General features: G+C 60.0%; 23 protein-coding genes. 13 read left to right on the top strand and 10 right to left on the bottom strand.

Features of this window, described 5'->3' with window-relative positions:
- Window positions 1-12: 12 nt before the first annotated feature.
- The 3 genes from D3P04_RS02405 to D3P04_RS02395 form a co-directional block, all read right to left on the bottom strand.
- A complete protein-coding gene (locus D3P04_RS02405; RefSeq protein WP_119745494.1) occupies window positions 13-3,522 on the bottom strand; it encodes a hypothetical protein in 3,510 nt (1,169 codons plus the stop codon).
- A 118-nt stretch (window positions 3,523-3,640) separates the two neighbouring features.
- Window positions 3,641-4,231 carry a L,D-transpeptidase gene (locus D3P04_RS02400; RefSeq protein ID WP_119745492.1) on the bottom strand — a complete coding sequence of 197 codons (591 nt, stop codon included), beginning with the start codon at window positions 4,229-4,231 and terminating at the stop codon, window positions 3,641-3,643.
- Between the two features lie 13 nt (window positions 4,232-4,244).
- Window positions 4,245-5,294, bottom strand: coding sequence for an EscU/YscU/HrcU family type III secretion system export apparatus switch protein (locus tag D3P04_RS02395; protein ID WP_119745490.1), 1,050 nt, complete (start codon window positions 5,292-5,294; stop codon window positions 4,245-4,247).
- Between the two features lie 74 nt (window positions 5,295-5,368).
- Here D3P04_RS02395 and D3P04_RS02390 point away from each other — a divergent pair, with 74 nt between their 5' ends.
- On the top strand, window positions 5,369-6,157 hold the full coding sequence (locus D3P04_RS02390) for a tetratricopeptide repeat protein (RefSeq protein WP_119745488.1): 789 nt from the start codon (window positions 5,369-5,371) through the stop codon (window positions 6,155-6,157).
- Between the two features lie 11 nt (window positions 6,158-6,168).
- On the opposite strand, the gene D3P04_RS02385 is transcribed toward D3P04_RS02390, so the two are convergent.
- From D3P04_RS02385 to D3P04_RS23245, 7 genes are all read right to left on the bottom strand, one after another.
- Window positions 6,169-6,591 (bottom strand): hypothetical protein, encoded by a 423-nt coding sequence (locus D3P04_RS02385; RefSeq protein ID WP_182912709.1) that lies wholly within the window; start codon window positions 6,589-6,591, stop codon window positions 6,169-6,171.
- On the bottom strand, window positions 6,581-7,894 hold the full coding sequence (locus D3P04_RS02380; RefSeq protein ID WP_119745661.1) for a type II and III secretion system protein family protein: 1,314 nt from the start codon (window positions 7,892-7,894) through the stop codon (window positions 6,581-6,583). The genes D3P04_RS02385 and D3P04_RS02380 overlap by 11 nt, the downstream gene beginning before the upstream one ends.
- A 40-nt stretch (window positions 7,895-7,934) precedes the next feature.
- On the bottom strand, window positions 7,935-10,085 hold the full coding sequence (sctV, locus tag D3P04_RS02375; protein ID WP_119745487.1) for a type III secretion system export apparatus subunit SctV: 2,151 nt from the start codon (window positions 10,083-10,085) through the stop codon (window positions 7,935-7,937).
- Window positions 10,082-10,447, bottom strand: a complete 366-nt coding sequence (sctY, locus tag D3P04_RS02370; RefSeq protein ID WP_119745485.1) for a type III secretion apparatus assembly chaperone SctY — start codon at window positions 10,445-10,447, stop codon at window positions 10,082-10,084. The genes sctV and sctY overlap by 4 nt, the downstream gene beginning before the upstream one ends.
- On the bottom strand, window positions 10,440-10,829 hold the full coding sequence (locus tag D3P04_RS02365) for a hypothetical protein (protein WP_119745483.1): 390 nt from the start codon (window positions 10,827-10,829) through the stop codon (window positions 10,440-10,442). Before D3P04_RS02365 ends, sctY begins: the two co-directional genes overlap by 8 nt.
- Window positions 10,830-10,857: 28 nt before the next feature.
- The gene (locus tag D3P04_RS02360; protein ID WP_119745481.1) at window positions 10,858-11,769 is read right to left on the bottom strand and encodes a SctD/MshK family protein; all 912 of its coding nucleotides are present in this window, start codon (window positions 11,767-11,769) and stop codon (window positions 10,858-10,860) included.
- 67 nt (window positions 11,770-11,836) lie between these two features.
- On the bottom strand, window positions 11,837-11,995 hold the full coding sequence (locus D3P04_RS23245) for a hypothetical protein (RefSeq protein ID WP_182912715.1): 159 nt from the start codon (window positions 11,993-11,995) through the stop codon (window positions 11,837-11,839).
- A 272-nt stretch (window positions 11,996-12,267) separates the two neighbouring features.
- Between D3P04_RS23245 and D3P04_RS02355 the strand changes: the two genes are divergently transcribed.
- The 12 genes from D3P04_RS02355 to sctT are packed head-to-tail and all read left to right on the top strand — an operon-like array spanning window position 12,268 to window position 19,977.
- Complete coding sequence (locus tag D3P04_RS02355; protein ID WP_119745479.1) at window positions 12,268-12,843, top strand: type III secretion protein; 576 nt, start codon at window positions 12,268-12,270, stop codon at window positions 12,841-12,843.
- A gap of 16 nt (window positions 12,844-12,859) precedes the next feature.
- Window positions 12,860-13,081, top strand: coding sequence for a hypothetical protein (locus D3P04_RS02350; RefSeq protein ID WP_119745477.1), 222 nt, complete (start codon window positions 12,860-12,862; stop codon window positions 13,079-13,081).
- A gap of 49 nt (window positions 13,082-13,130) precedes the next feature.
- Complete coding sequence (locus D3P04_RS02345) at window positions 13,131-13,568, top strand: hypothetical protein (protein ID WP_119745475.1); 438 nt, start codon at window positions 13,131-13,133, stop codon at window positions 13,566-13,568.
- A gap of 2 nt (window positions 13,569-13,570) precedes the next feature.
- Complete coding sequence (gene sctJ, locus D3P04_RS02340) at window positions 13,571-14,350, top strand: type III secretion system inner membrane ring lipoprotein SctJ (RefSeq protein WP_119745473.1); 780 nt, start codon at window positions 13,571-13,573, stop codon at window positions 14,348-14,350.
- Complete coding sequence (locus tag D3P04_RS02335; protein WP_119745471.1) at window positions 14,347-14,901, top strand: hypothetical protein; 555 nt, start codon at window positions 14,347-14,349, stop codon at window positions 14,899-14,901. Before sctJ ends, D3P04_RS02335 begins: the two co-directional genes overlap by 4 nt.
- Window positions 14,898-15,482 carry a type III secretion system stator protein SctL gene (gene sctL, locus D3P04_RS02330; protein ID WP_119745469.1) on the top strand — a complete coding sequence of 195 codons (585 nt, stop codon included), beginning with the start codon at window positions 14,898-14,900 and terminating at the stop codon, window positions 15,480-15,482. Before D3P04_RS02335 ends, sctL begins: the two co-directional genes overlap by 4 nt.
- Window positions 15,479-16,810: a FliI/YscN family ATPase gene (locus D3P04_RS02325; protein ID WP_119745467.1), complete on the top strand. Its 1,332-nt coding sequence runs from the start codon at window positions 15,479-15,481 to the stop codon at window positions 16,808-16,810. The genes sctL and D3P04_RS02325 overlap by 4 nt, the downstream gene beginning before the upstream one ends.
- Window positions 16,807-17,283: a hypothetical protein gene (locus D3P04_RS02320; RefSeq protein WP_119745465.1), complete on the top strand. Its 477-nt coding sequence runs from the start codon at window positions 16,807-16,809 to the stop codon at window positions 17,281-17,283. Before D3P04_RS02325 ends, D3P04_RS02320 begins: the two co-directional genes overlap by 4 nt.
- A complete protein-coding gene (locus D3P04_RS02315; RefSeq protein ID WP_119745463.1) occupies window positions 17,280-18,233 on the top strand; it encodes a FliM/FliN family flagellar motor switch protein in 954 nt (317 codons plus the stop codon). The genes D3P04_RS02320 and D3P04_RS02315 overlap by 4 nt, the downstream gene beginning before the upstream one ends.
- A complete protein-coding gene (sctR, locus tag D3P04_RS02310; protein WP_119745462.1) occupies window positions 18,230-18,889 on the top strand; it encodes a type III secretion system export apparatus subunit SctR in 660 nt (219 codons plus the stop codon). Before D3P04_RS02315 ends, sctR begins: the two co-directional genes overlap by 4 nt.
- Before the next feature lie 29 nt (window positions 18,890-18,918).
- Window positions 18,919-19,161 carry an EscS/YscS/HrcS family type III secretion system export apparatus protein gene (locus tag D3P04_RS02305; RefSeq protein WP_220475257.1) on the top strand — a complete coding sequence of 81 codons (243 nt, stop codon included), beginning with the start codon at window positions 18,919-18,921 and terminating at the stop codon, window positions 19,159-19,161.
- A gap of 9 nt (window positions 19,162-19,170) precedes the next feature.
- Complete coding sequence (gene sctT / locus D3P04_RS02300) at window positions 19,171-19,977, top strand: type III secretion system export apparatus subunit SctT (protein WP_182912708.1); 807 nt, start codon at window positions 19,171-19,173, stop codon at window positions 19,975-19,977.
- The last annotated feature ends 34 nt before the right edge of the window (window positions 19,978-20,011 follow it).

The following is a 20,011-nucleotide window of genomic DNA, read 5'->3' as shown; positions in this document are numbered from 1 at the left end:
TTAGCCCAAAGCTCAGGACAGGCCGCCCTGCCCTTCCATATCAGTGCTCAAGTTGTCGCCGTCGCCGCCGTAATCCTCATGGTTGTCCTCATCCAAACCAAAGCCGGAAGAGAATTGCCCACGTTCCTCGGCCGCCTTACCATCCTCACCGTTCCAATAGTTCAGGAAGTGGTCTACTTCCGAGTCGCGGTAATCGAAGATGCTGATACCGTCCGGCGCATCACGCTGACCATAATTGGCCATGTAGCTGTCAAGGAAGCGGAACTTGTCCAGCCCGTCTTCGGTCAAGAGGCCCTGATCGTCCAGTTGGGTCATGAATTCCTGCAGATCCCCGCGGTAGCTTTCGATCTGGTTGGTCTTCTTGATGTCGTTAATGATGTCGGGGATGACTGTAGCAATTGACAGAACTGCCGAAACAAGGAAGCTCGGTGCGGCAGCTGCCTTGACGAATTGCAGGCTTTTCAGCAGCCCCAGAGAGGAAGCGACGCCTCCCGTCAGACCAAACCCGCCCGCCGCAACCTGCAACGCACCCTTGGCGGTGGTGGTATCATCGCCCTTGGCCAGCCCCTTCTTGATCGTCAGCGCGCCAATGGCGATGTCGGCGGCACCGGCAAAGGTGTCGGCACCGGCGCTGGCCACCAACAAGAAGGCGGATGCGCCCTTATGCAGTCCGCTCGCCGGCTTGCCGTCCGGCCCCTTGACGCCAGGCCGGGTCTGGAACCCGTCCTCGACCGAATTGATCAACTTCTCGCCGTCCTTGCCCCCCAACTCGAACTCACCCAGCCGTTCCTTGTACTTGTCGCTTTTGGACGAGTTGTCCAATGCTTCCTCGAAGGCTGCGTGAAAATCGGCGTATTGGTTATGCGGCCCGGCAGGCGTAGTGCCCGAGGGACCGCGCAACAAATCATCCAGCGTCTTGTCCAGCCCCAGCAGCGATTGGGACGGTTTCTTCTTCATCTCGTCGATTTCGGCCTGGGTCCTTAGCTCGCGCGATTCGTCCTCGCGAGGGTCCGGGCCATTACCGTCATGCGGAACATCGCTGGCGACGTATTTTTTGTCGATGTCCTCATTGAACTTGATGACGTCCTTATTGTGTTCGCCGATGATGTGATTTCCCAGATCGGCAAAATGCTTACCCGCTCCGATGAAGCTAACGAAATCTTTGGCGATGGCCAGCCGTTCCTCGGGTGTGTCGGCCAGCGTACCTCCCTTGCCCGCCAGCTGATATATGCCCGAGGCCAGCGAGACCACACCGCCCAGTGAACCGATGACACCCGCCTTGGTCATCTCCTCGAAGAAGGCGCGTGCACCGCCTTTTTGCAAGCCCTCGTATTTACCGCTGCCGATGATCTTCTCGACATCTTTGGTGCTGACTTCGCCGCTATGCGAGAATTTAGCCCCGATCTCGGCCATCGCCTGGGCAAATTCCTTGTTGGTCTTCTTGTCGCCGATCATCCCTTCCAGGAATTTCTGCGCCTCGGCCGCGCGGCGACCCAGATCAAGCCCACCCTTCTTGAGCAATGTCAGGATCATCTTGCCCGCATCAGCACCAGCAAGGTTCAAGTTTTCCTCGCTGATTTTGCTGGGATCGGCAATCAGGGCATCCAGTTCCATTGTCATGCTGTCGATCTGCATGTTCTGGGCGAACTTGGCCGCAGCTTCAGGATCAGCCGCCAGAAGCGATGTATAGGTCGCGGAGATGTCATCCTCGGCCACCTGCTTCATCTTGGGATCCTTGCTGAGATCCTGAATATACTTCGCATATTCCGGGCTTTCCGCCATCTTCTTCAGATCTTCGACAACCTTGTCGCCGTCTTTCACCTTACCAAGCGCGGTCTTGCGGGCTTCGCCGATATCCTTGCTTACGGCCTCGGACTCCATCAACTCGGAGATCTGTTTATCGACCTTTTCGCTGTCTATGACGCCTTCCATGTCACTGCCGGTGACAGCACGGGTCGTGACCCCCTCGCTGATATTCAGCGTATACATCTGCGCACCGTTATCGGCGAACGCGCCAGCTTTCATTGCATTGTAGAGCTTCGCACGATCGTCATCGGCCTTGATCGAACCGTTCTCGATGCCGGTCTTCCAATCGGACATAACCTGCTGCCAGGCAGATTCGGTCACCGTAAGGTTATTGCCGTCAGCATCCTTATCCGAGGTCAGAAGCTGTGTGACGTCCTGCTTGTCCATCGGTGGCAGGCCGGCCTCCTCGCGCGCCTTGTTGACGGCGTCGATACGTTCCTTTTCGACCGCCTCCTCATGCTTTGGGGTAATTTCATCCGTCAGCTTGCCCTTCAGCGCATCAAATCCATATTTACCAAAATCCTGAAGCCGAGCGGCCTCGGTATTGGTCTTGGCCCGGCCTTTGGGATCAAAGCCGTTGATCTTGCCGTCGCTTTTCTCGCCGGTTGAATTCCCGGTGGCGTCATAAGTCTCGATATGCTTCAGAACCTGTTCGGCCCGGAACGCGGCGTCGGCATCATTTTCGAAATCGCCAATCTGTTCCTTCAGCATATCCTTGACATCGGACTGGTTGCCCAGATTCTTCAACAGAGGATTGTTCTGGACAATATCCTTGGCGCTGCGCTTGTCTGTTTCGGGACGCTCCCAATGGATGCCCAAAGCTTCTGCCTTGGCGCGCGCGTCCTTGTCATCGGCGGCGTTATCACTGTCGCGGATCTTGCCCTTCAGGCTTTCGAATCCGTATTTTCCGAAATCTTGCAGGCGCCCGGCCTCGGTCCCATGATCTGCTTCACCGCTGTCGTGGAAGCCGTTGATTTCACCGTTCCCGATATCCTTGCTGGCAATGCGATTACCGTCCTCATCATATTGCTCGATATGATCCAGCACCTGCACAGCACGGTGAGCGGCATTCGGGTCATTTTCGAAATCGCCAACCCGTTCTTTTAGCATCTCCTTGACGTGACTTTGATTGCCAAGGTTCTTCAGCAGTGGATTCTTGTCGATGATTTCCTTGGCGGTACTGTCGTCGCCTTCGGGCAGTTCCCATTCGATGCCCAGAGCCTCGGCTTGTTCGCGAGCCTTTGGGTCTTCGGACGCGCTTTCGATATGCTGCAACTCACCCTTGAGATTGTCGAAACCGTATTTGCCAAAATCCTGCAACCGTCCGGCCTCGGTGCCGTTATAGGCCTCTCCACCCTTCGAGAATCCGTTGATCTCACCATTGCCAATGTCGTCACCGACCAGACGCTTTCCATCACCATCGAAACGCTCGACATGTTCCAGCACCTGCACGGCGCGGTAGGTAGCGTCGGCGTCCTCGCCGATCTTGCCGCCCACACGCTTTTCCAGAGACTCGCGCACGCCAGCCTGATTGCCAAGGTTTTTCAACAGCGAGCTGTCGTCCAGAATTTCCTTCGCCGTACGCTTGTCATCTTCCGGGCGCTCCCAGCGGATGCCGGCTTCCTTTGCCTGCTCTTTAGCATCATGCCAGGCTTTGGTGTTGTCGGGATCGACCGATTTAGGATCCACTGGGGCAGAGGCGGCGACATTCGACATGAGCATGTTCCTGAGCAATAGGTGGTCATTAGGGTTTTCAGCAAAAGACTAAGCCCCGTCGATGACAGACCCGTGACGACATGTGTTTGGCAACGCGTGGTTCTTTGTCAGCGTCTTGTCAAAAGACGCGGACCCGGGCGCCGATCCGAGCGCGATTGTAAAGATCGATCACGTCGGCATTCGTCATGCGAAAGCAGCCGGAGGAAGCCGCATCGCCCACGGTCTCAGGCTCGTTCGAGCCGTGGATTCGGTAGAGCGTCTGGCCCAGATATAATGCCCGCGCGCCCATAGGATTTTCCGGCCCTCCCGGGACAAAGGCAGGTAGATCGGGGCGGCGGGCGCGCATCTGGGCGGGTGGACGCCAATCCGGCCACTCCCGCTTGGCACTGATGATTTCGGTGCCGGACCAGCCAAAGCCCTCGGCACCGACACCGACTTCATAGCTTTGCGCAAAACCATCCGGCTCGATCAGGTAAAGCCGGCGCGTCCTGGTATCGATCAGGATCGTGCCGGGCACTTCTTGCGAGGGATAAGGAATGCGCTGACGCGTTACGCGATCAGCCGGGAGCGCGGACGGGTCCCTTGCCTCGCGCCCACCCTGAACCGGCGCAAACAGAAAGTCGATATATCCACCTTCCTGAGCATGCAACGGCAACGGTGCAAGGACAAGACCGGCAAGAAAACCACGGCGGGCAAGCATTCGGGCCATGCTGGACCTTTCATCATATGATCCCCGTTTCCACCAGAACATCGGCAACGGGCTGGAATTGCTGCGCCGGGACCGGCTCACCGTTTCGGGCGACACGCGCGATGGCGGCGGCCAGCGCAGCGTTGCCGACGACCGGAATGTCCAGCCCCTGTGCCTGCGACAGGTGCTGCCCTGATTTTTCCGGGCCAGCGCGCGAGACCACGATCGGTACCGAGGTTTCGCCCCGGATATAGCGGATGCCCACGACCCAGCCGCCGGTTACGCCCAGCACCATCGAGGCGCGTTCCAGCCCGATCTTGGTCGCATGGGCCTGCATCTCGCGACGTTGTTTGCTGCGCTGCTGCTGGATGGCGGGGTCGCCTTCGGCATCCTTGCGTTCGCGCTTTTGTTCACTGCGACTCATCTTCATATCGCGGCTAAACAACCATTGTTGGATACCGACATCGATACTGCCGACGACCAGGAAGATGATGATCGCCGTGATTACCAACGGGTGCAGCAGTCCCTCGAAACTGGCGCGGATGCAGGCATTTCCGCAAATCGAGGATTGCAGAAGTGCCTGCAATCCTCCACGGAACACGATGACGAAAGCCACGGCAAGCGTGACGATCTTGATGAGGGATTTCAAAAATTCAACGATGCTGCGCATCGAGAAGATCCGCTTTGCCCCCTCGATCGGGCTGATCTTCTCGAATTTCGGCTCAAGCGGCGAGACCGAGAAGATGAAGCCCCGCATCACAACAAGATTGGTGGCAACGATTGCCGCCAGCGTCGTCAGGAAAAGCGGCAGCGCAATGCCCATCAGAATCTCGATCGCACGAGCGCGGATCTCGGGCCAGAGCGCGTCCAGCGGCTCGACCCAGACACGACGGGCGACCATGTGGAACAGCGCCTCGACGCGGGTAATCTGATCCTCCATGTTCGCGCCCATGTAAATTACCGCGACCAGCAGAGTCATACCCGCGACCAGGTCCTGGCTTTTCGCGATCTGGCCCTTTTCGCGCGCCTCGCGCAACTTCTTGTCGGAAGCGGGGAGGCTGCGTTCTTCCGTCGAGCCGCTCATGTCCCCGGCCCCGCTGCAGCGTTGTCATTCGCTGTATCGCAGTTTACAAGGTGGCGGCAATTCAGGAGCCGGTAATGCACCTTTCGTCCCTTTCCGTCACGCTGCTTGCCTCGCTTTCTCTGGCAGCCTGCGCCACGACTGATGGCACCAGCCTCCCCCGTGGCGACGAGGCGCGGATGGTCAGGCTCGCGCAGGATCTCGAGGCTCGCGGCGACACACAGACAGCTATCAGCCTTTATCAGCGCGCGGCAAAATCCTCGAAGGACACGGTCGGCGCATATAGCCGGCTGGGCAAGGCTCTGCTGGATTCTGGCCAGCCCGAAGCGGCCGCCGAGGCCTATCGCACCGCGCTGAACACTGAGCCCGACAATGGCGCGGCGCTGCTGGGGCTGGGGACGGCGCAATTGCAGGCAGATCAGGTGGAAAGTGCCGCCCGCACCCTGGCCGTAGCCGCACCGAAGGTACACAGCAGCGCGGGCTGGAACCGGCTGGGAACGGCATTGATCCTGACGGGCAATGCCGCCCAGGCCGAAGAGGCATTCCGCTCGGCCGCGAAGATCGAGCCTGCGAATCTTGATACCCAGTCGAATGTCGCGCTCGCGCAAGCGATTTCCGGACAGGCCGCCCAGTCCATCGCCACGGCGCGCGGCATTACCGCATCGCCCCGCGCCCAAACCCGACATTTCCGTAACCTCATGCTGGTGCTGGTCATTTCGGGCGATATGGCAGGCGCCGAAGCGGTCCGGGTTCCCGATTACGCCCCGCGCGACAAGCGCGCCTTTCTGTCCGAGGCCCGCAAGATCCGCGACATCGCCTCGCCCGCCGGTAAGGCGCGGGCGATCGGGTTGTTGTCGGCGGGCTAGGAACGCATTCATCAGTAACGTTGCTCGGTGGTCGAAAGCGTGTCGCCGGGCAGCGGCTCGGGCAGTTCCTGCTCACCGTCGATCACTTTGCGCGCCGCGCGCGCGGCTGGGGCCGCCATTGCGGGCCCCGTCGTCGTCCCGCGAAGCAGATCGCCCTGATTGGCCACCATCTGTTGCAGATTGATGTTATTGGCGCAACCCGGCGGCAGATAGAAAGGATCGGCAGTGATGTCGGGCGTGACGCAGGCATCCGGCACCAACCGCCTCTCCGATACGGACGAGACCGCATAACCCTTGCGGATAACTCCCGCGCCGGACTGAGCATCCCCGATATACTGATAATTCGGCGAGTAGGGCAAAGGATCACGAGCCGGCGCATTGCAACCTGCTATCGCAATCACGGCGACCAAACCAAAATGGCGCTTATTGTACATAGAATCCATAACCTTTATTCGTCTTGGGGCGCTGCCCGCTCGCAACAGGTCCGGGCAGCGCCCCGCGCGGGCTGTCCTGCGGCGTTTTCAGCGATCGCTCTTCGACCGGTTTCACCAGATATGGGGTTATCAGAATGACAAGCTCTGTTTCATTGCGTTGGAAACGGCTTGATCGGAACAACCCCCCTAATATCGGAATATCGCCAATCAACGGCACCTTGTCGATCTGCTGTGCTGCATCGCGTTGAAACAGGCCCGCAATAGCGAAAGTCTGACCCGATCCGACCTCGACCGTGGTATCTGCGCGGCGAACCTGCAAGGCAGGTACGCTCAGGTTCGCGACCTTGACACCCCCCGATTGGGCGAGACTGCTGACCTCGGGGCGCACGCGCATCGAGATGAGCCCGTTCGGCAGCAATGTCGGCGTGAAAAGCAGAGAGACCCCGAACTGCTTATATTCGATGCCGACCTGATCGTCGCTCACTGGAACAGGGACCGGTAATTCGCCGCCAGCCAGGAAACTTGCGGTTTCGCCAGTGACTGCCGTGATATTCGGCTCTGCCAGGATCGTCAGCACGCCATTTTGCTGCAAGGCGTCCAGCAGCATGTCGACACGCCCGCCATCCCAGGTCTTGCTTGCCAGCGCAAGATTTCCACCGCGTTCGGCACCTATACCCGTGACCAAACCGAAGCTGAACGAACCGCCGCCATCGAACACGCCCCAACTAATACCGTATTGCTGTAGCTGCTGGCGCGAGACTTCGGCGAAACGAACCCGGATATTCACCTGGTTCGGACCGGACATGGTGGAATTGTTAAAGACAGGTGCGGCTTCGGTCGCGAAGGTCTCCAGAGTATCGGAGATATCGACCGCCTCTTGCAGAGATGTGGCATTTCCACTGGCGGTCGGGGAATCGCCGAACATGCGCAAGGTGATCGCACTGGTGGGAGCGACATCCTGCTGGCGCTGCTCAAGCGGGCGGGGATCCTCGGTCACCGAGAACTCAACATTGCCGACGGTCTGACCATCTGCATTCAACGCCATAAGGTCTGTCAGCCCCACGGCCTTGGCGTGGGCGTAAACCGTCTGAGGCGAGATCACACGAATGTCGGCGATCTCGGCATCGGCCAGAAATACGTCCGTCACCGGCTGGTCGAAGCGGATGATCCGCCCCTCGCCTTTGGTCATACGCAAAGTCTCCCCGACACGAGCGTTCACGGTTTGCGCGCTGAGTGGTGTACCGGTTACGAGCAGGACCAGCAGGGCCAGCACCCTGCCAAGTGTGGCGATTGCGAATCTCATGCCGTCGAACGTCCTTTCGGTGTCTTGGTCTTGTTTGTCGTCATGCTGTTTCCTGCGCGTTTTCATCGCGCTGCATGATCGTACCCCGCCCGCCCCGGGCCGTTGCAAGGGAGATCGGTACCAGTGGCTGCACCGAATATTCAGAGGCTATCTCGGGATAGGACAGCACTGCCATATCCAGCCCGTGGCGGAGCAGGAACTGGCGTATTGCATAGCGCAGATCCATTGCCGTCAGCACCACCGGGGCCAGGGTAGTATTGCCGTCCTCGCGCTTTCGCAACTGTTCCAGCAGCGCACGGGTTGGAGCCTCGGGCAATTGCAGACTGGGGCCAATACCAGTCTGCTTGACCGAGCTTCGAAGTGCATCCTCGGTCGGGCGAGTTGTGACATAGGCCGCGATAACGCGGTTCATCTGTGCATGACGGTGGCAAATCTGACGCGACAACGCCGTGCGCACGCGTTCGGATAAGGATAACGTATCGCTATCGCGCGGAGCCCATTCCACCAGTGCCTCAAGGATGGCGCGCATATTCGAGATCGGCACATCTTCCTCGACCAGGCGGCGCAGAATATCGGAGAGCCGGGTCAAAGGCACGGCGCGGCCGACCTCTCGGACAAGTTCGCCATATTCATCCTCCATCCGGGTCAACATCTCGCGGGTTTCCTGAATCCCGATGAAATGCGCGGCGTAGCGGCGCATCGCCTGGGTAAGACACAGGATCAGCACCGTTGCCGCGTCGTGATAGCCGACCCCGGCCTCATCCAGCGCCGGTTGCTTTTGACTGGATACCCAGATGCTGCCTACGCCACTGATCATCGCCGGTCCGGGCATATGGCCGATCTTCATCATATCCAGATGCATGACGTCATCGTTGAGCAACAGCATCCCCTGTGGCACCTCGCCATCTGCAATGGGCACATTGTCCAGCTCCACCTGGAAGCGGTCGGCGGCCAGTTCCGGCATCAGCCGCAACTCGACCGCCGGAAATTCAAGACCAAGCTCGGCGCCAAGCTGGCTACGCAGGACGTTCGCCTCGCGTCTGAAACGATCGGACCAGACCGCCTGCCCCAATGTCGGCCCAACATGTACCACCACCTTGTGGCGGGTCGCCCCATCCGACAGGATCGTGTCCTCGGTCGAGGAAGTCTCGTCCAGCCTCAGCACCTCTTCTTCTTGCGGCAAGGCGGTCTCGGGGGCAGATTCGACGGGGCGCTTGCGACCGACCAACCAGCCGAGTCCGCCGAAAATGGCGGCAAGAGTCAGGAAGATCAGCGTCGGGAAACCCGGCACAAAGCTACCGCCCGCCAGTACCACCGCCGCCAGAAACAGCGGCCGTTCGTTGGAGCCAAGCTGACCGATTATCTCGTTTCCCAGATCGCGCTCGGTATCGCTGGCCACACGCGTTACTACGGTGCCGGCCGCAAGCGAGATCAGCAGCGCCGGGATCTGTGCGATCAGACCGTCGCCGACGGTCAGCAGCGAATAGGTGCGCCCCGCTTCGGCAAAGGTCATGCCATGGTTGATCATGCCGACCACCAGCCCGCCGATCAGGTTGACGAAGACGATGACAAGGCCGGTGATCGCGTCGCCCTTGACGAATTTCATCGCCCCGTCCATCGCGCCGTATAGCTGGCTCTCCCGCTCGAGTCGTGAGCGGCGCAAGCGCGCCTCATCGGCGTCAATATCGCCGTTGCGCATATCGTTGTCGATCGACATCTGCTTGCCGGGCATGGCGTCCAGCGTGAAGCGGGCGGCGACTTCTGCCACGCGTTCGGCGCCCTTGGTGATGACGATGAACTGCGCGGCGGTAATGATCAGGAACACGATCAGGCCGACGACGATCTCGCCCCCGATCACGAAGTTACCGAAGGTTTCGACGATCTCGCCCGCATCCGCCTGGAGCAGGATCAGCCGGGCCGTAGTGATCGACAATGCCAGACGAAACAAGGTTGTCAGCAGAATGAGCGATGGCAGCGCGGAGAAATCCGCAGGCCGCCCGATATAGAAGGCCACGGCCAGAACCAGCAGGCTCAGCGAGATGTTGACGGTGATGAGCGTGTCGACCAGCATCGTCGGCAGCGGGAGCACGATCATCACGACCGCAAGGAGCATGAAGATCATCACAATCACGTCCGAGCGCTGGGCGGCCATTCCGGCCAGCCCGTTCAGCCGTTCAAGAAGACCTCTCATGCGGCATTCCTTTGGGCAACGTATAGCTCAAAACACTGTCGGGCCCGCTCCTCGTCGCCCATCGTCCACAGGGCACGGGCGCGCAGCAAGGTCGCGGCCTGATTGCCCTCGGGCTCCAGTGTCGCCAGCCGGTCCAGCGCGGCGAGCGCCCGCTGCGAGGATCCATTCTCGATCAAGGCCGCAGTCAGCGTGCGCAGGATGCCGGGGCTGTCCGGCTCGATCTGATGAGCCAGAAGAAGCAGGACCAGCGCGCGGCGTACGCGCCCGCCTTTCAGATAAAGATAACCCAGCGAATGCAGCAGATCCGCGCTATCTTCGCGATCCTTGGCTGTACCACGGCCCGCATCCTTGCCGTCATTCATGCCATCCGCCTTCGCTGATACGGTCCTGGATTTCGCGCTGGTTTTCAATTTCCTCGCGCAACATCGCTCCGGTGATGTCCATGACGTCCTCGTGCATGTCCAGTTGCGGGAGGACCGCGTCGATCACATGAGTCAGAAGATCGCTCATGCGGCCCGCGGTGAAGATGCCGGGATCGCCGATCTCGGGCATGGTCAGGCTCTCGATCTCGTCCCGCAGCGACCGGCGACCTGCACCCTTGCCACGGCGGCTTTGGCGGAGAATATTCTCAAATGTTGCGATCTGTGCCCGGGTCAAGGCATCGGCACCCTGGCCGGCGGTGACCAGGGCGCTGTCCAGACGGTGGCGTTCGACGCCATGGCTGTGGCGAGTGATCCGGCTCATGCCGCAGATCGGATTGAGGGGCAGGTTATCATGTGTTCAGCAGGAAATCTGTTCCGTTCCGCGAGACCGTGATCCCATCAGGACCGATCGATTTCAGCACCCAGCCGTCCTGCAGTGCGGCCCCCGGGTAGCGGCGCTGGCCCTGGGCATCGACAACATAGGGACGCATGCCAAACCAAACCGCCTGAAACGAAAACTCAGGCACGCCTGCAGGTGCGGCAGTGGTCACGCGACTGGAAAGTACATAGCGCGCGCCATAACTGCCATCAAACCAGTGCTGTACGTCGGTCCAGGCGGCTAACCCGTCTTCCGGCACCGTACCAGAGACACTGAGATGACGGTCGTTTTCCGTTACGGCCAGGCCATCGAGGCCGGCATCCGCCAGATGTTGCCGCAGCGCCTCGGCAACAGAACCATCCGCGGGGATCACGCCTTGGCGACTCATCTCATTGCCGCTGGCCGCTGTTGTCTTGTTGGCCGCGCCATAGCCGCTTGACTGGTTTGCCAGCAACAGACCGCCGATCACGAGTACCAGCGCAACGGCACCGGCAGGCAACCAGTGTTGCAGACGCCCCGCCTGCCGGACATCGCGGCCCAGCCGAATGCGCGCCGCACCAAGACTGACCACAATCGGCAATGTCACGCGGCAACCGTGACCCTTGCGGATCAGCGGCAGTCCTTCGACCCTCGCATCCCCGCCAACAGCATCAATCGCAACCTGCCGGCCGTAGAAGCGCAGTCTCAGGTGATCAGGTGCAACATTCTCGTCAGCAAGTACGACATCGCGATCACTGGCTGCACCGATCGTACAGCTACCACCTTCGATGGCAGTCGTAACGCCACGATGTATCCCGTCAAGCACGCTGAGTGTCAGGCCGGCCGTTCGCGGGCTTCTGATCGCGATCTCTGTCCGACCGGGTGATTGGACGCTACTTGTCACTGCATACTTGCCTTGAGTTCAGAAAAAAGAGGCGCAGGCGGAACAAGGCCACCTGCGCCACCGAACATCAGTTCTGCGGACGCTGCTTGGTGGCGTCGAGTTCGGTTTTCTTCTCAGTTGTGATCTCGGTGATTTTTGCCGATTTCTCGATCGCCGCGTCGAAAGCGGCTTCCATTTTCGCGATCGCAGCGTCTGCGCCACCGCCGGAAACAGGGGTCGTAGCCATGATTTCAACTCCTAGAAACGTTTCATTTTGCAACGGAACACGCTCGCAGATTCTGGCCCGAACCCATCCGAACGCCTTGCACCGTCGGGATATACAAACAGGCTCTATGTAAAAGTTTTGCATAATATCCAAGTGATAGGCGGAAATTCACCACCTGAGGTTGTCATAAATCTGCAAGGCTGATGTGGTTTCTACGCGTCATGTATCCGCTGATCTCCCAAGCCTGTTGGCGCCATACTGCTGTCTCTTCCGCCCGTCGCGGCGTCAGAGGGATGGCCATCGTCTTGGCACTGGGACTCGGCGCGAAAGCTTTCGCTGCCGCCCCCGAATGGTCCGACACCCCTTATGACTATGTCATTCTGGATCAGGATATACGTCTGACACTGACTGAATTCGGTCGCAATCTGGGCATCGCGGTATCACTAACCGATGCGGTGAGGGGCCGCGTGATCGGCCAGGTCACGGCCAAGACGGCCGAAGAGTTTCTCCAGCACCTGTCCGAACAGAACGGCCTGACATGGTATTTCGACGGCTCGGTCCTGCATGTCAGTGCCGCCAACGAATATGTTACGCGACTGATCCCCGCAAGCGGGCATGGCAGCGCGGAAATTATCGGAGGCATGCAAGAGCTTGGCCTTGCCGATGAGCGTTTCAGTATCCGCAGCGCCGGTGATGGCTCGATGATCTCGGTCTCCGGTCCGCCTGCCTATATCGCAACGGTCGAGCAGTATCTCAATGGCATCCAGCCAAGGCGCACCGCCTCGGGCGACGATCCACGCGTGCGCGTCTATCGCGGCGGCCTTGGCACCGAGGAAGTTGCTACGACGGCACCGGACAACCAACCCTAACGAGAAAGGATTTCCCATGGCTATCCCCCCCGTTTCCGGCAGCGAGTCCGCTGCGGTCACATCGAATGACGAAGCCGCATTCGATGTGGCGGTGCAGAACGCTCAGGAAAACCAGGGCAGCGAAATGACCCCCGAGCTTGAGGACATGATGATCGAGGGCGCCATTACCATCGGCGGTCAGATGATTATCATGCCCCGCGCCAATGACATCCTGAACGAGGCAATGTCGGACGAATGATCAAACGGTCAGGGATCTTGGACCCTCGCCAACCGTTCAGAGGTATAAGATGACGATAGCCGAAGGTGCCGCGGGGACCGTCGCGACAAATCCCGTCCAGGATACGGTCCAGATCGAAAACCTGTTCGAACATGCTGCAATCCATGCGCAGCAGCTGCCCGAAAACCCCAGCCCCGCCCAACTTGGCAGCCAGGTTATGCAATCCCTGCAGGGCTTCGCGCAGCGCAGCATGTCGCTCAGCGAACGCTCGCAGGCGCTTCTGGATCATGCTGGAACCTCCAGCGCACAGTTCGTCAGCCTGCAGCCCGGCCAAGATGTCATTCCACCTTCGCAGCCGCCAACGCAGAACTCGGTTCAGGACAGTCAGCTGGACCGGGCGATCGATTCCCTTAGCCTGATGTTCGACCACGCGATCGAAACCCAGCTTGTCGTCCGCGGAGCCACTCAGGTCGCGGGTGCGGCCAATACGCTTCTGCGCGGACAATAACCATGATCGCCGGCAGTAAGACGGTCATCCGCATCCTGGCGGTCGCTGCCATTCTGGCCTTGGCAGCCTGCCAGGAGGATCTCTACACCAATCTTGATGAGCCCGAGGCCAATTCCATGATCGCGACGCTTGAGCGGAACAACATTCCCGCCAGCCGCATGCTGCAGGACGATGGTCGCATGACCGTGCGAGTCGACAAGGCCCGGTTTTCGCAGGCTGTGGATGTGCTGGCCCAGGCAGGATTGCCACGGCAGAAATTTGCGTCGATGGGCGATGTGTTCCAGCAGGATGGTCTTGTCGCCTCTCCCACGCAAGAACGCGCGCGGATGCTGTTTGCACTGTCCGAAGAATTGTCACACACAGTCACGGAAATAGACGGAGTGCAGGTCGCCCGGGTGCATATCGTCCTGCCCGACAACGATCCGCTGCGCCGCAATGCCCAGCCGTCTTCAGCTTCCGTATTTATCCGCCATGACAGCGAGATGGATGTACAGGCACTGATTCCACAGATCAAGACACTGGTGGCAAACAGTATTTCCGGCCTGACCTATGACAAGGTCTCGGTCGTGCCAAGCGTGGCCACATCGGAGATCAGCTCGGCACAGGCCCCGGAGATGAAGTCGCTGCTTGGCATCTGGGTGCTGCCCGGCAGTTACGCGCGGCTTGTCGTGCTGCTGTCGGCATTGTCTGCCGTTGCGCTTGGCACGGGAACAGCATTGGCCTGGTTCCTGTGGCACCGTCGCAGCCGCCCACAAGCCTATCTTCTGGAGCCGAGCGAGTGAACACCCTGCATCCCGCGCGGCTCGCGGCACGCTTCTCGCCGCCATTGACCGAGGCCGTAGCCGGGCGACTGCTGACCGAACCTCGTTTCGCAGATCGTATCGAAGCACTTTTTTCACTAGATGTCGCTCCATCGGTCTCGGAGGCAGACGGTATCCTCATCTCACTGGGCCGCGAGCCGCTGGAGCAATTAGCCGGCCATGCAGGTGTTGTTCTGCATGCGAGGCGGATTTTGCAGGAAATCCGCGGCCCCGTCATCTCCGATTTCGTTGCGCATTTCGGGGAACCGGCATTGGTCGCGGCACGTGCGCATGCAGACCTCTCCGCCGATCGTCAGGCTCCGGAAGAAGGCACGGAGTTTCAAATCATAGCGGATGATGGCATCGCCTGTCTCGCCGCCTGGCTGTCAGACCTGCCTCCCATTCTGCATATGCGCGCGGCCCTGTCCTGGCCAGATGATGATAGCCTGCCGCATACAAACGATCCCGTCATCCTGTCGCATGGCCCACAAATCATGCGACGCTTGGCGCTGGAGCAGAAGGACATCCGATGAATTCGCCCGCCCCTTCGGTCACTGCCCTGCCCGACCGGCCACATGCAACGATCCTTCGCCCCGACGAAGCCGAAGCCTGGCAGAACGGCTTCGCCTTTCTGAACAAAGCTCGGGCCGAGGCCGAGGCCATACGCGAAAGTGCCGAAGGGGTTGTAGCGCTGGCCCGCGAGGAGGGCCGCCAGTCCGGGCGTACTCAAGGCGAGAGTGAAGCCGCCGAACTGCTGCTGCGCACGCAGGATGACGTCACGCGCTACCTGGCGGGCATTCAGTCACAGCTGGCCGACCTGGTGCTGATCATTCTGCACGAAATATTAGACCAGATGGACGATGCGGCACTAATCGTGCAAGCCACGCGACGCGCCTTGAAGGAGTTTCGCGAGTCGCATGCGATCACGCTTTCCGTTCCACCGGACCTGATGGCGCAGGTTGAGGCGCAGCTTGCCTCCGACCAAGGGTTACGCGTGGTACCCGACCGTCACCTGACCGGGCGGCGATGCATCCTGACCAGCCCGGTCAGCAGTATCGATATCAGCCTCGACGCCCAGATCGCGGCCTATCGTCGCGCGATGGACGGCGCATGAAGGACACCCTTGACCTCTCGGCCTTGTTGCCGCGCCTGTCCGCCGCTGTAACACGTGTGGAGCCGCGCCCCGTACATGGACGCGTGCGCGAAGTGCGCGGCATTCTCGTCCATGCCAGCCTCCCCACCGCCCGCATTGGTGAATTGTGCCACCTGCGCGATCCCGTTAACGACCGGCTAATCCCTGCCGAAGTCATTGGCTTCGAGGATAACCTCGTCGTGCTGAGCGCGATCGGCGACCTGCACGGCCTCTCGGCTCAATGCGAGGTGATCCCCACCGGCCGCACCTTGCAGATCCCGGTCGGCGAAGCTTTGCTTGGTCGCGCTATCGATCCGATGGGACGCCCGCTGGAACCCGACGCCCTTCCCCTCAGGGACTGCGTTCTGCGTCCCGTTCAGTCGGAACCGCCACCGCCACTGTCACGCCAGATCGTGCGTCAGCCCCTGGCCTTGGGCGTCAGTGCCATCGACGGGCTGATGACTATCGCGCGAGGCCAGCGAATCGGGATCTTCGGAGAACCGGGCAGCGGCAAATCCACATTGCTCTCGGCCATTGTTACCGGCTCCGAAGCAGATGTCATCGTGATCGGACTTGTAGGAGAACGCGGACGCGAGGTGCGCGAATTGTTGGAGGTGCAGCTTCCACCTGCCGCCCGTACACGCACAGTGGCGGTCGTCACCAACTCGGACCGTCCAGCGATCGAACGGGTCAAATGCGCCCACGCCGCGACGACCGTGGCCGAGTTCTTTCGCGATCTTGGCCTTGATGTGCTGCTGCTGTTGGATTCGGTCACCCGGTTTGCCCGGGCACAGCGCGAAATCGGCCTTGCCGCAGGCGAGCCGCCAACGAGGCGCGGCTTTCCACCCTCGTTTTTTTCCGACCTGCCGCGCCTGCTTGAGCGTGCAGGTCCCGGAAAAACCGGTTCGATCACCGGCATCTATACGGTCCTCACCGAAGGCGACATGACACTTGACCCTGTAGCCGAGGAAACCAAGTCAATCCTGGACGGTCACATCATGCTATCCGCGGATCTGGCGCAGCGAGGGCATTTTCCGGCAATCGATGTCCTGCAAAGCCGAAGCCGCCTGATGAACGCGGTGACGAATGCCCGTCACCAGGAACTGGCCGCGCGCATCCGGGACAATATGGCCACCTATCGCGAAATCGAGCTTTTGTTGCGCGCTGGCGAATATATCAGGGGTGCCGATCCCAAAGTGGATACTGCCATCGATCTCCAGCCCAAGATCAATGCCTTCCTGCGCCAGCATACCACCGACGGGGCCAATCTGGACGATACCATCTCGCAGATGGAAGCGATCCTGAAATGAACGATCTGGAACGCCTTCTGCACCTGCGCAAAATGCGCGAGGCCCGCGCCGCTCGCGCAGCCGCACAGGCCCGAAACCAATACGATGCGGCTGCAGCACTGCGCGACAACGCAGCCCGGCAACTCAACGGGTACGAGCACGATGAAGCACAGCGCGAAGCACATCTGCATGCGGCATTGCTGGAACATCGCTTTAGTGGTGACGATCTGCGTGCTGCCGCCGATCGAGCACTGCATTCAGCTGCCGCGCGCGAAGAACTGACGGCAACGCTCACTGCTGCAGAGGCGGCGGTCAGCGTTGCAGAACAGGCCAGCCTGAAGGCCAGCCAGGAATGGCGGCAAAGCCTGCGCCGACGGGAAAAGCTGCAAGTTCTTTTTGACGACATTTTCCACAGGTGTCGATTACGCCAGGAAAGCCTGACCGAGGCGGAAGCCGAGGATACCCCCCGCATCGCAGGACGAAGCGGACCATGAACTACGACCAGATGAAACCAGGCATCGCGCTTCTTGCGAAGGCGCTTACCGCGCAAGCCGACGCACCTGACCTGTTGTCACGCCTGACACAGCCGCGCAGCCCAGTATCTCTGACACTTGCGGGACACAGCGCTACGTTCACGATCGGCGCGTACCAACATGTGCCGGACAGGATTACGCTACCGCTGCGGTTGGGAGATCAGGCCGCGCAACTGGAATTGCCCCACGATCTGCTTGCATGGGCGCTGAGCACGCAAGACCTGCCACAGCCGCACGATCCGGACCAATTGGCCATGCTGCTCGAGTTTGCATGCCAGGATCTGGCAGAGATCTGCGAAGCGGCGCTTGAACAGCCCTTCCGTGCAGGTGGCATGCCCGGTCATACGCCACTATCCGTCGGGATCAACCTTGAGGTCGAAGGTCAGCATCATAAACCTTGCCTGCATCTAGACCTGGAATTAGCAAACCGTCTTGTCGATCACCTTGATCGACAAGCGCCCATGGCCCAGCCCGATGACCTGATGTTAACCCAGATTCCGGTCATCCTGCGGATCGGCCAGCAATTTCTGGCACGCGATGCACTCGCAACACTGCAACCGGGCGACATCGTCATGCTGGAGCCCGGCCCACCCGTCCTGGTAGCGGGCCAGAAGGTTGCGGCTGCGGTTCACGTAAGGTCCGACGGCCCGGCAATCCAATCGGACCTTCTTCCCCTGCCCCAGCCAGAGATTGGTACAGAGACGCGCCTTTCCTTCATTGCAGCCCACAGCAACATGACTCTGGCAGAGCTGGATGCGCTGGTCCCCGGAGCAATCTTGCCGATCGCGGTCTTCGAGGGAGCCCCCCTCGACATCCATACCGACGACAGCCTGCTGGGCCGAGGCGAAACCGTCGCACTGGGCGCAGGCACAGGTGTACGTGTCCTGCAACTCTTTGCGGATAACCAATGACCGAGTTCCAGCCCAATCTGCTTGCCATCATTGTCGTTATCTCGACCATCGGCTTACTGCCGCTGGCGATCGTGACCATGACCGCGTTCCTGAAGATCTCGGTGGTGCTTTTTCTGATCCGCAACGCACTCGGCGTCCAGCAATCGCCGCCTAACCTCGTGCTTTACGGTATCGCGCTGATCCTGACCGTCTATGTGACGACGCCATTGGTCGGCAACATGTATCGCGCGCTCGAGACCAACCCCGTCGACGCCCAGAGCGTCGAAGGCATATTAGCCGCAGGCGAAACACTGGCCGAGCCGTTACGCGATTACCTGTCCCGCTTCGCCGAACCGCGCGAACGTGAATTCTTCATGGAAGCCTCGTCTTCGGTCTGGTCCGATGAAGCCCGCGCCACGCTGCAGGATACCGACTTGATCGTGCTGATTCCCGCCTTTGTTGCGTCCGAGCTGACCCGCGCCTTTGAAATCGGCTTCCTGCTTTATATTCCGTTCCTGGTCGTGGACCTGATCGTCGCCAACGTGCTGATGGCGATGGGGATGATGATGGTATCGCCCACACTCATATCGATCCCGCTTAAGATCTTCCTGTTTGTCGCAGTCGAGGGCTGGTCGCGACTGATGCACGGTCTGATTCTCAGCTATGGAGGCGGCTGAGTTTGGGGCAGGAACTTTTCCTTGGTGAGATGAACCGGGCATTGATGACCGTGCTGATCGTCTCGGCGCCTGCACTGGTCGTCGCTATTATCATAGGGATTGCGGTAGGCTTGTTTCAGGCCCTTACCCAGATTCAGGATCAAACGCTGCCGCAGGCGGTCAAGCTGATCGCGGTAATGTTGGTCGTGATTTTTCTGGGCAGCCTGATGGCGGTGCAGGTCGGCAATTTGACAGGACGGATGCTGGACATCTTTCCTGAAGTCACGCGCTAGACAATGGATTTGGGCGCGCTCACCGCGGCAATCACACAGCTTGCCTATCCACTGTTGATTGCGACATCGATCGCCATGGCCCGCGCCATGGGGGTAATTATGTTGACACCGGCCTTCACGCGGCTTGGACTGACAGGAATAATGCGCTCGGCCGTGGCCTTTGCGATCGCGATTCCTGTCGTGCCTTTCATCTTCATATCGCTGCAATCGACCGACATGCCTGATGCGCTGACCCTTGCCGGGTTGATCGTCAAGGAGATGTCGATCGGGGCCGTCATCGGTCTGGCTTTCGGTATCCCGTTCTGGGCGGCCGAGGCGGCCGGCGAGTTGATTGACCTCCAGCGCGGATCGACCATGTCCCAGCTTGTTGATCCGCTATCGTCAGGCGAAAGCTCGGTCACGGCGACCTTGCTGAATATCTGCATAATCGCGTTATTCTTCATGTCAGGCGGCTTTTTGTTTCTGCTGGGGGCGTTTTATGACAGCTATGACCTTTGGCGGCCGGGCAGTTTCACCCCGATCATGGATGCGGGCGCGCCAACGGCGATCCTGTCGGTGCTCGATTCGCTGCTGCGTACCGCGCTGGTGTTGACGGGCCCCATCATCATCGCGATCCTGATCACTGATGTTATGATGGCGTTTTTGTCGCGCATGGCACCACAATTGCACATCTTCGACCTGTCCCTGGCGATCAAGAACCTGGTCTATGCGCTGCTGATTGTGTTTTATATAATCTTCCTGCTGCCGCTGATGCTGGATCAGATCGACGCACTCGAGACTCGTTTTGACATGCTGCGGGGCATGGCCAGACAATAGGATGGCTCGGCGCAACCGACGCGCCGGACCATCC

The sequence above is a fragment of the Paracoccus onubensis genome (assembly GCF_003591515.1).
Lineage (GTDB): Bacteria > Pseudomonadota > Alphaproteobacteria > Rhodobacterales > Rhodobacteraceae > Paracoccus > Paracoccus onubensis.
The sequence above is the reverse complement of the archived record's forward strand: the minus strand, read 5'-3'. Positions and strand labels throughout refer to the sequence as shown.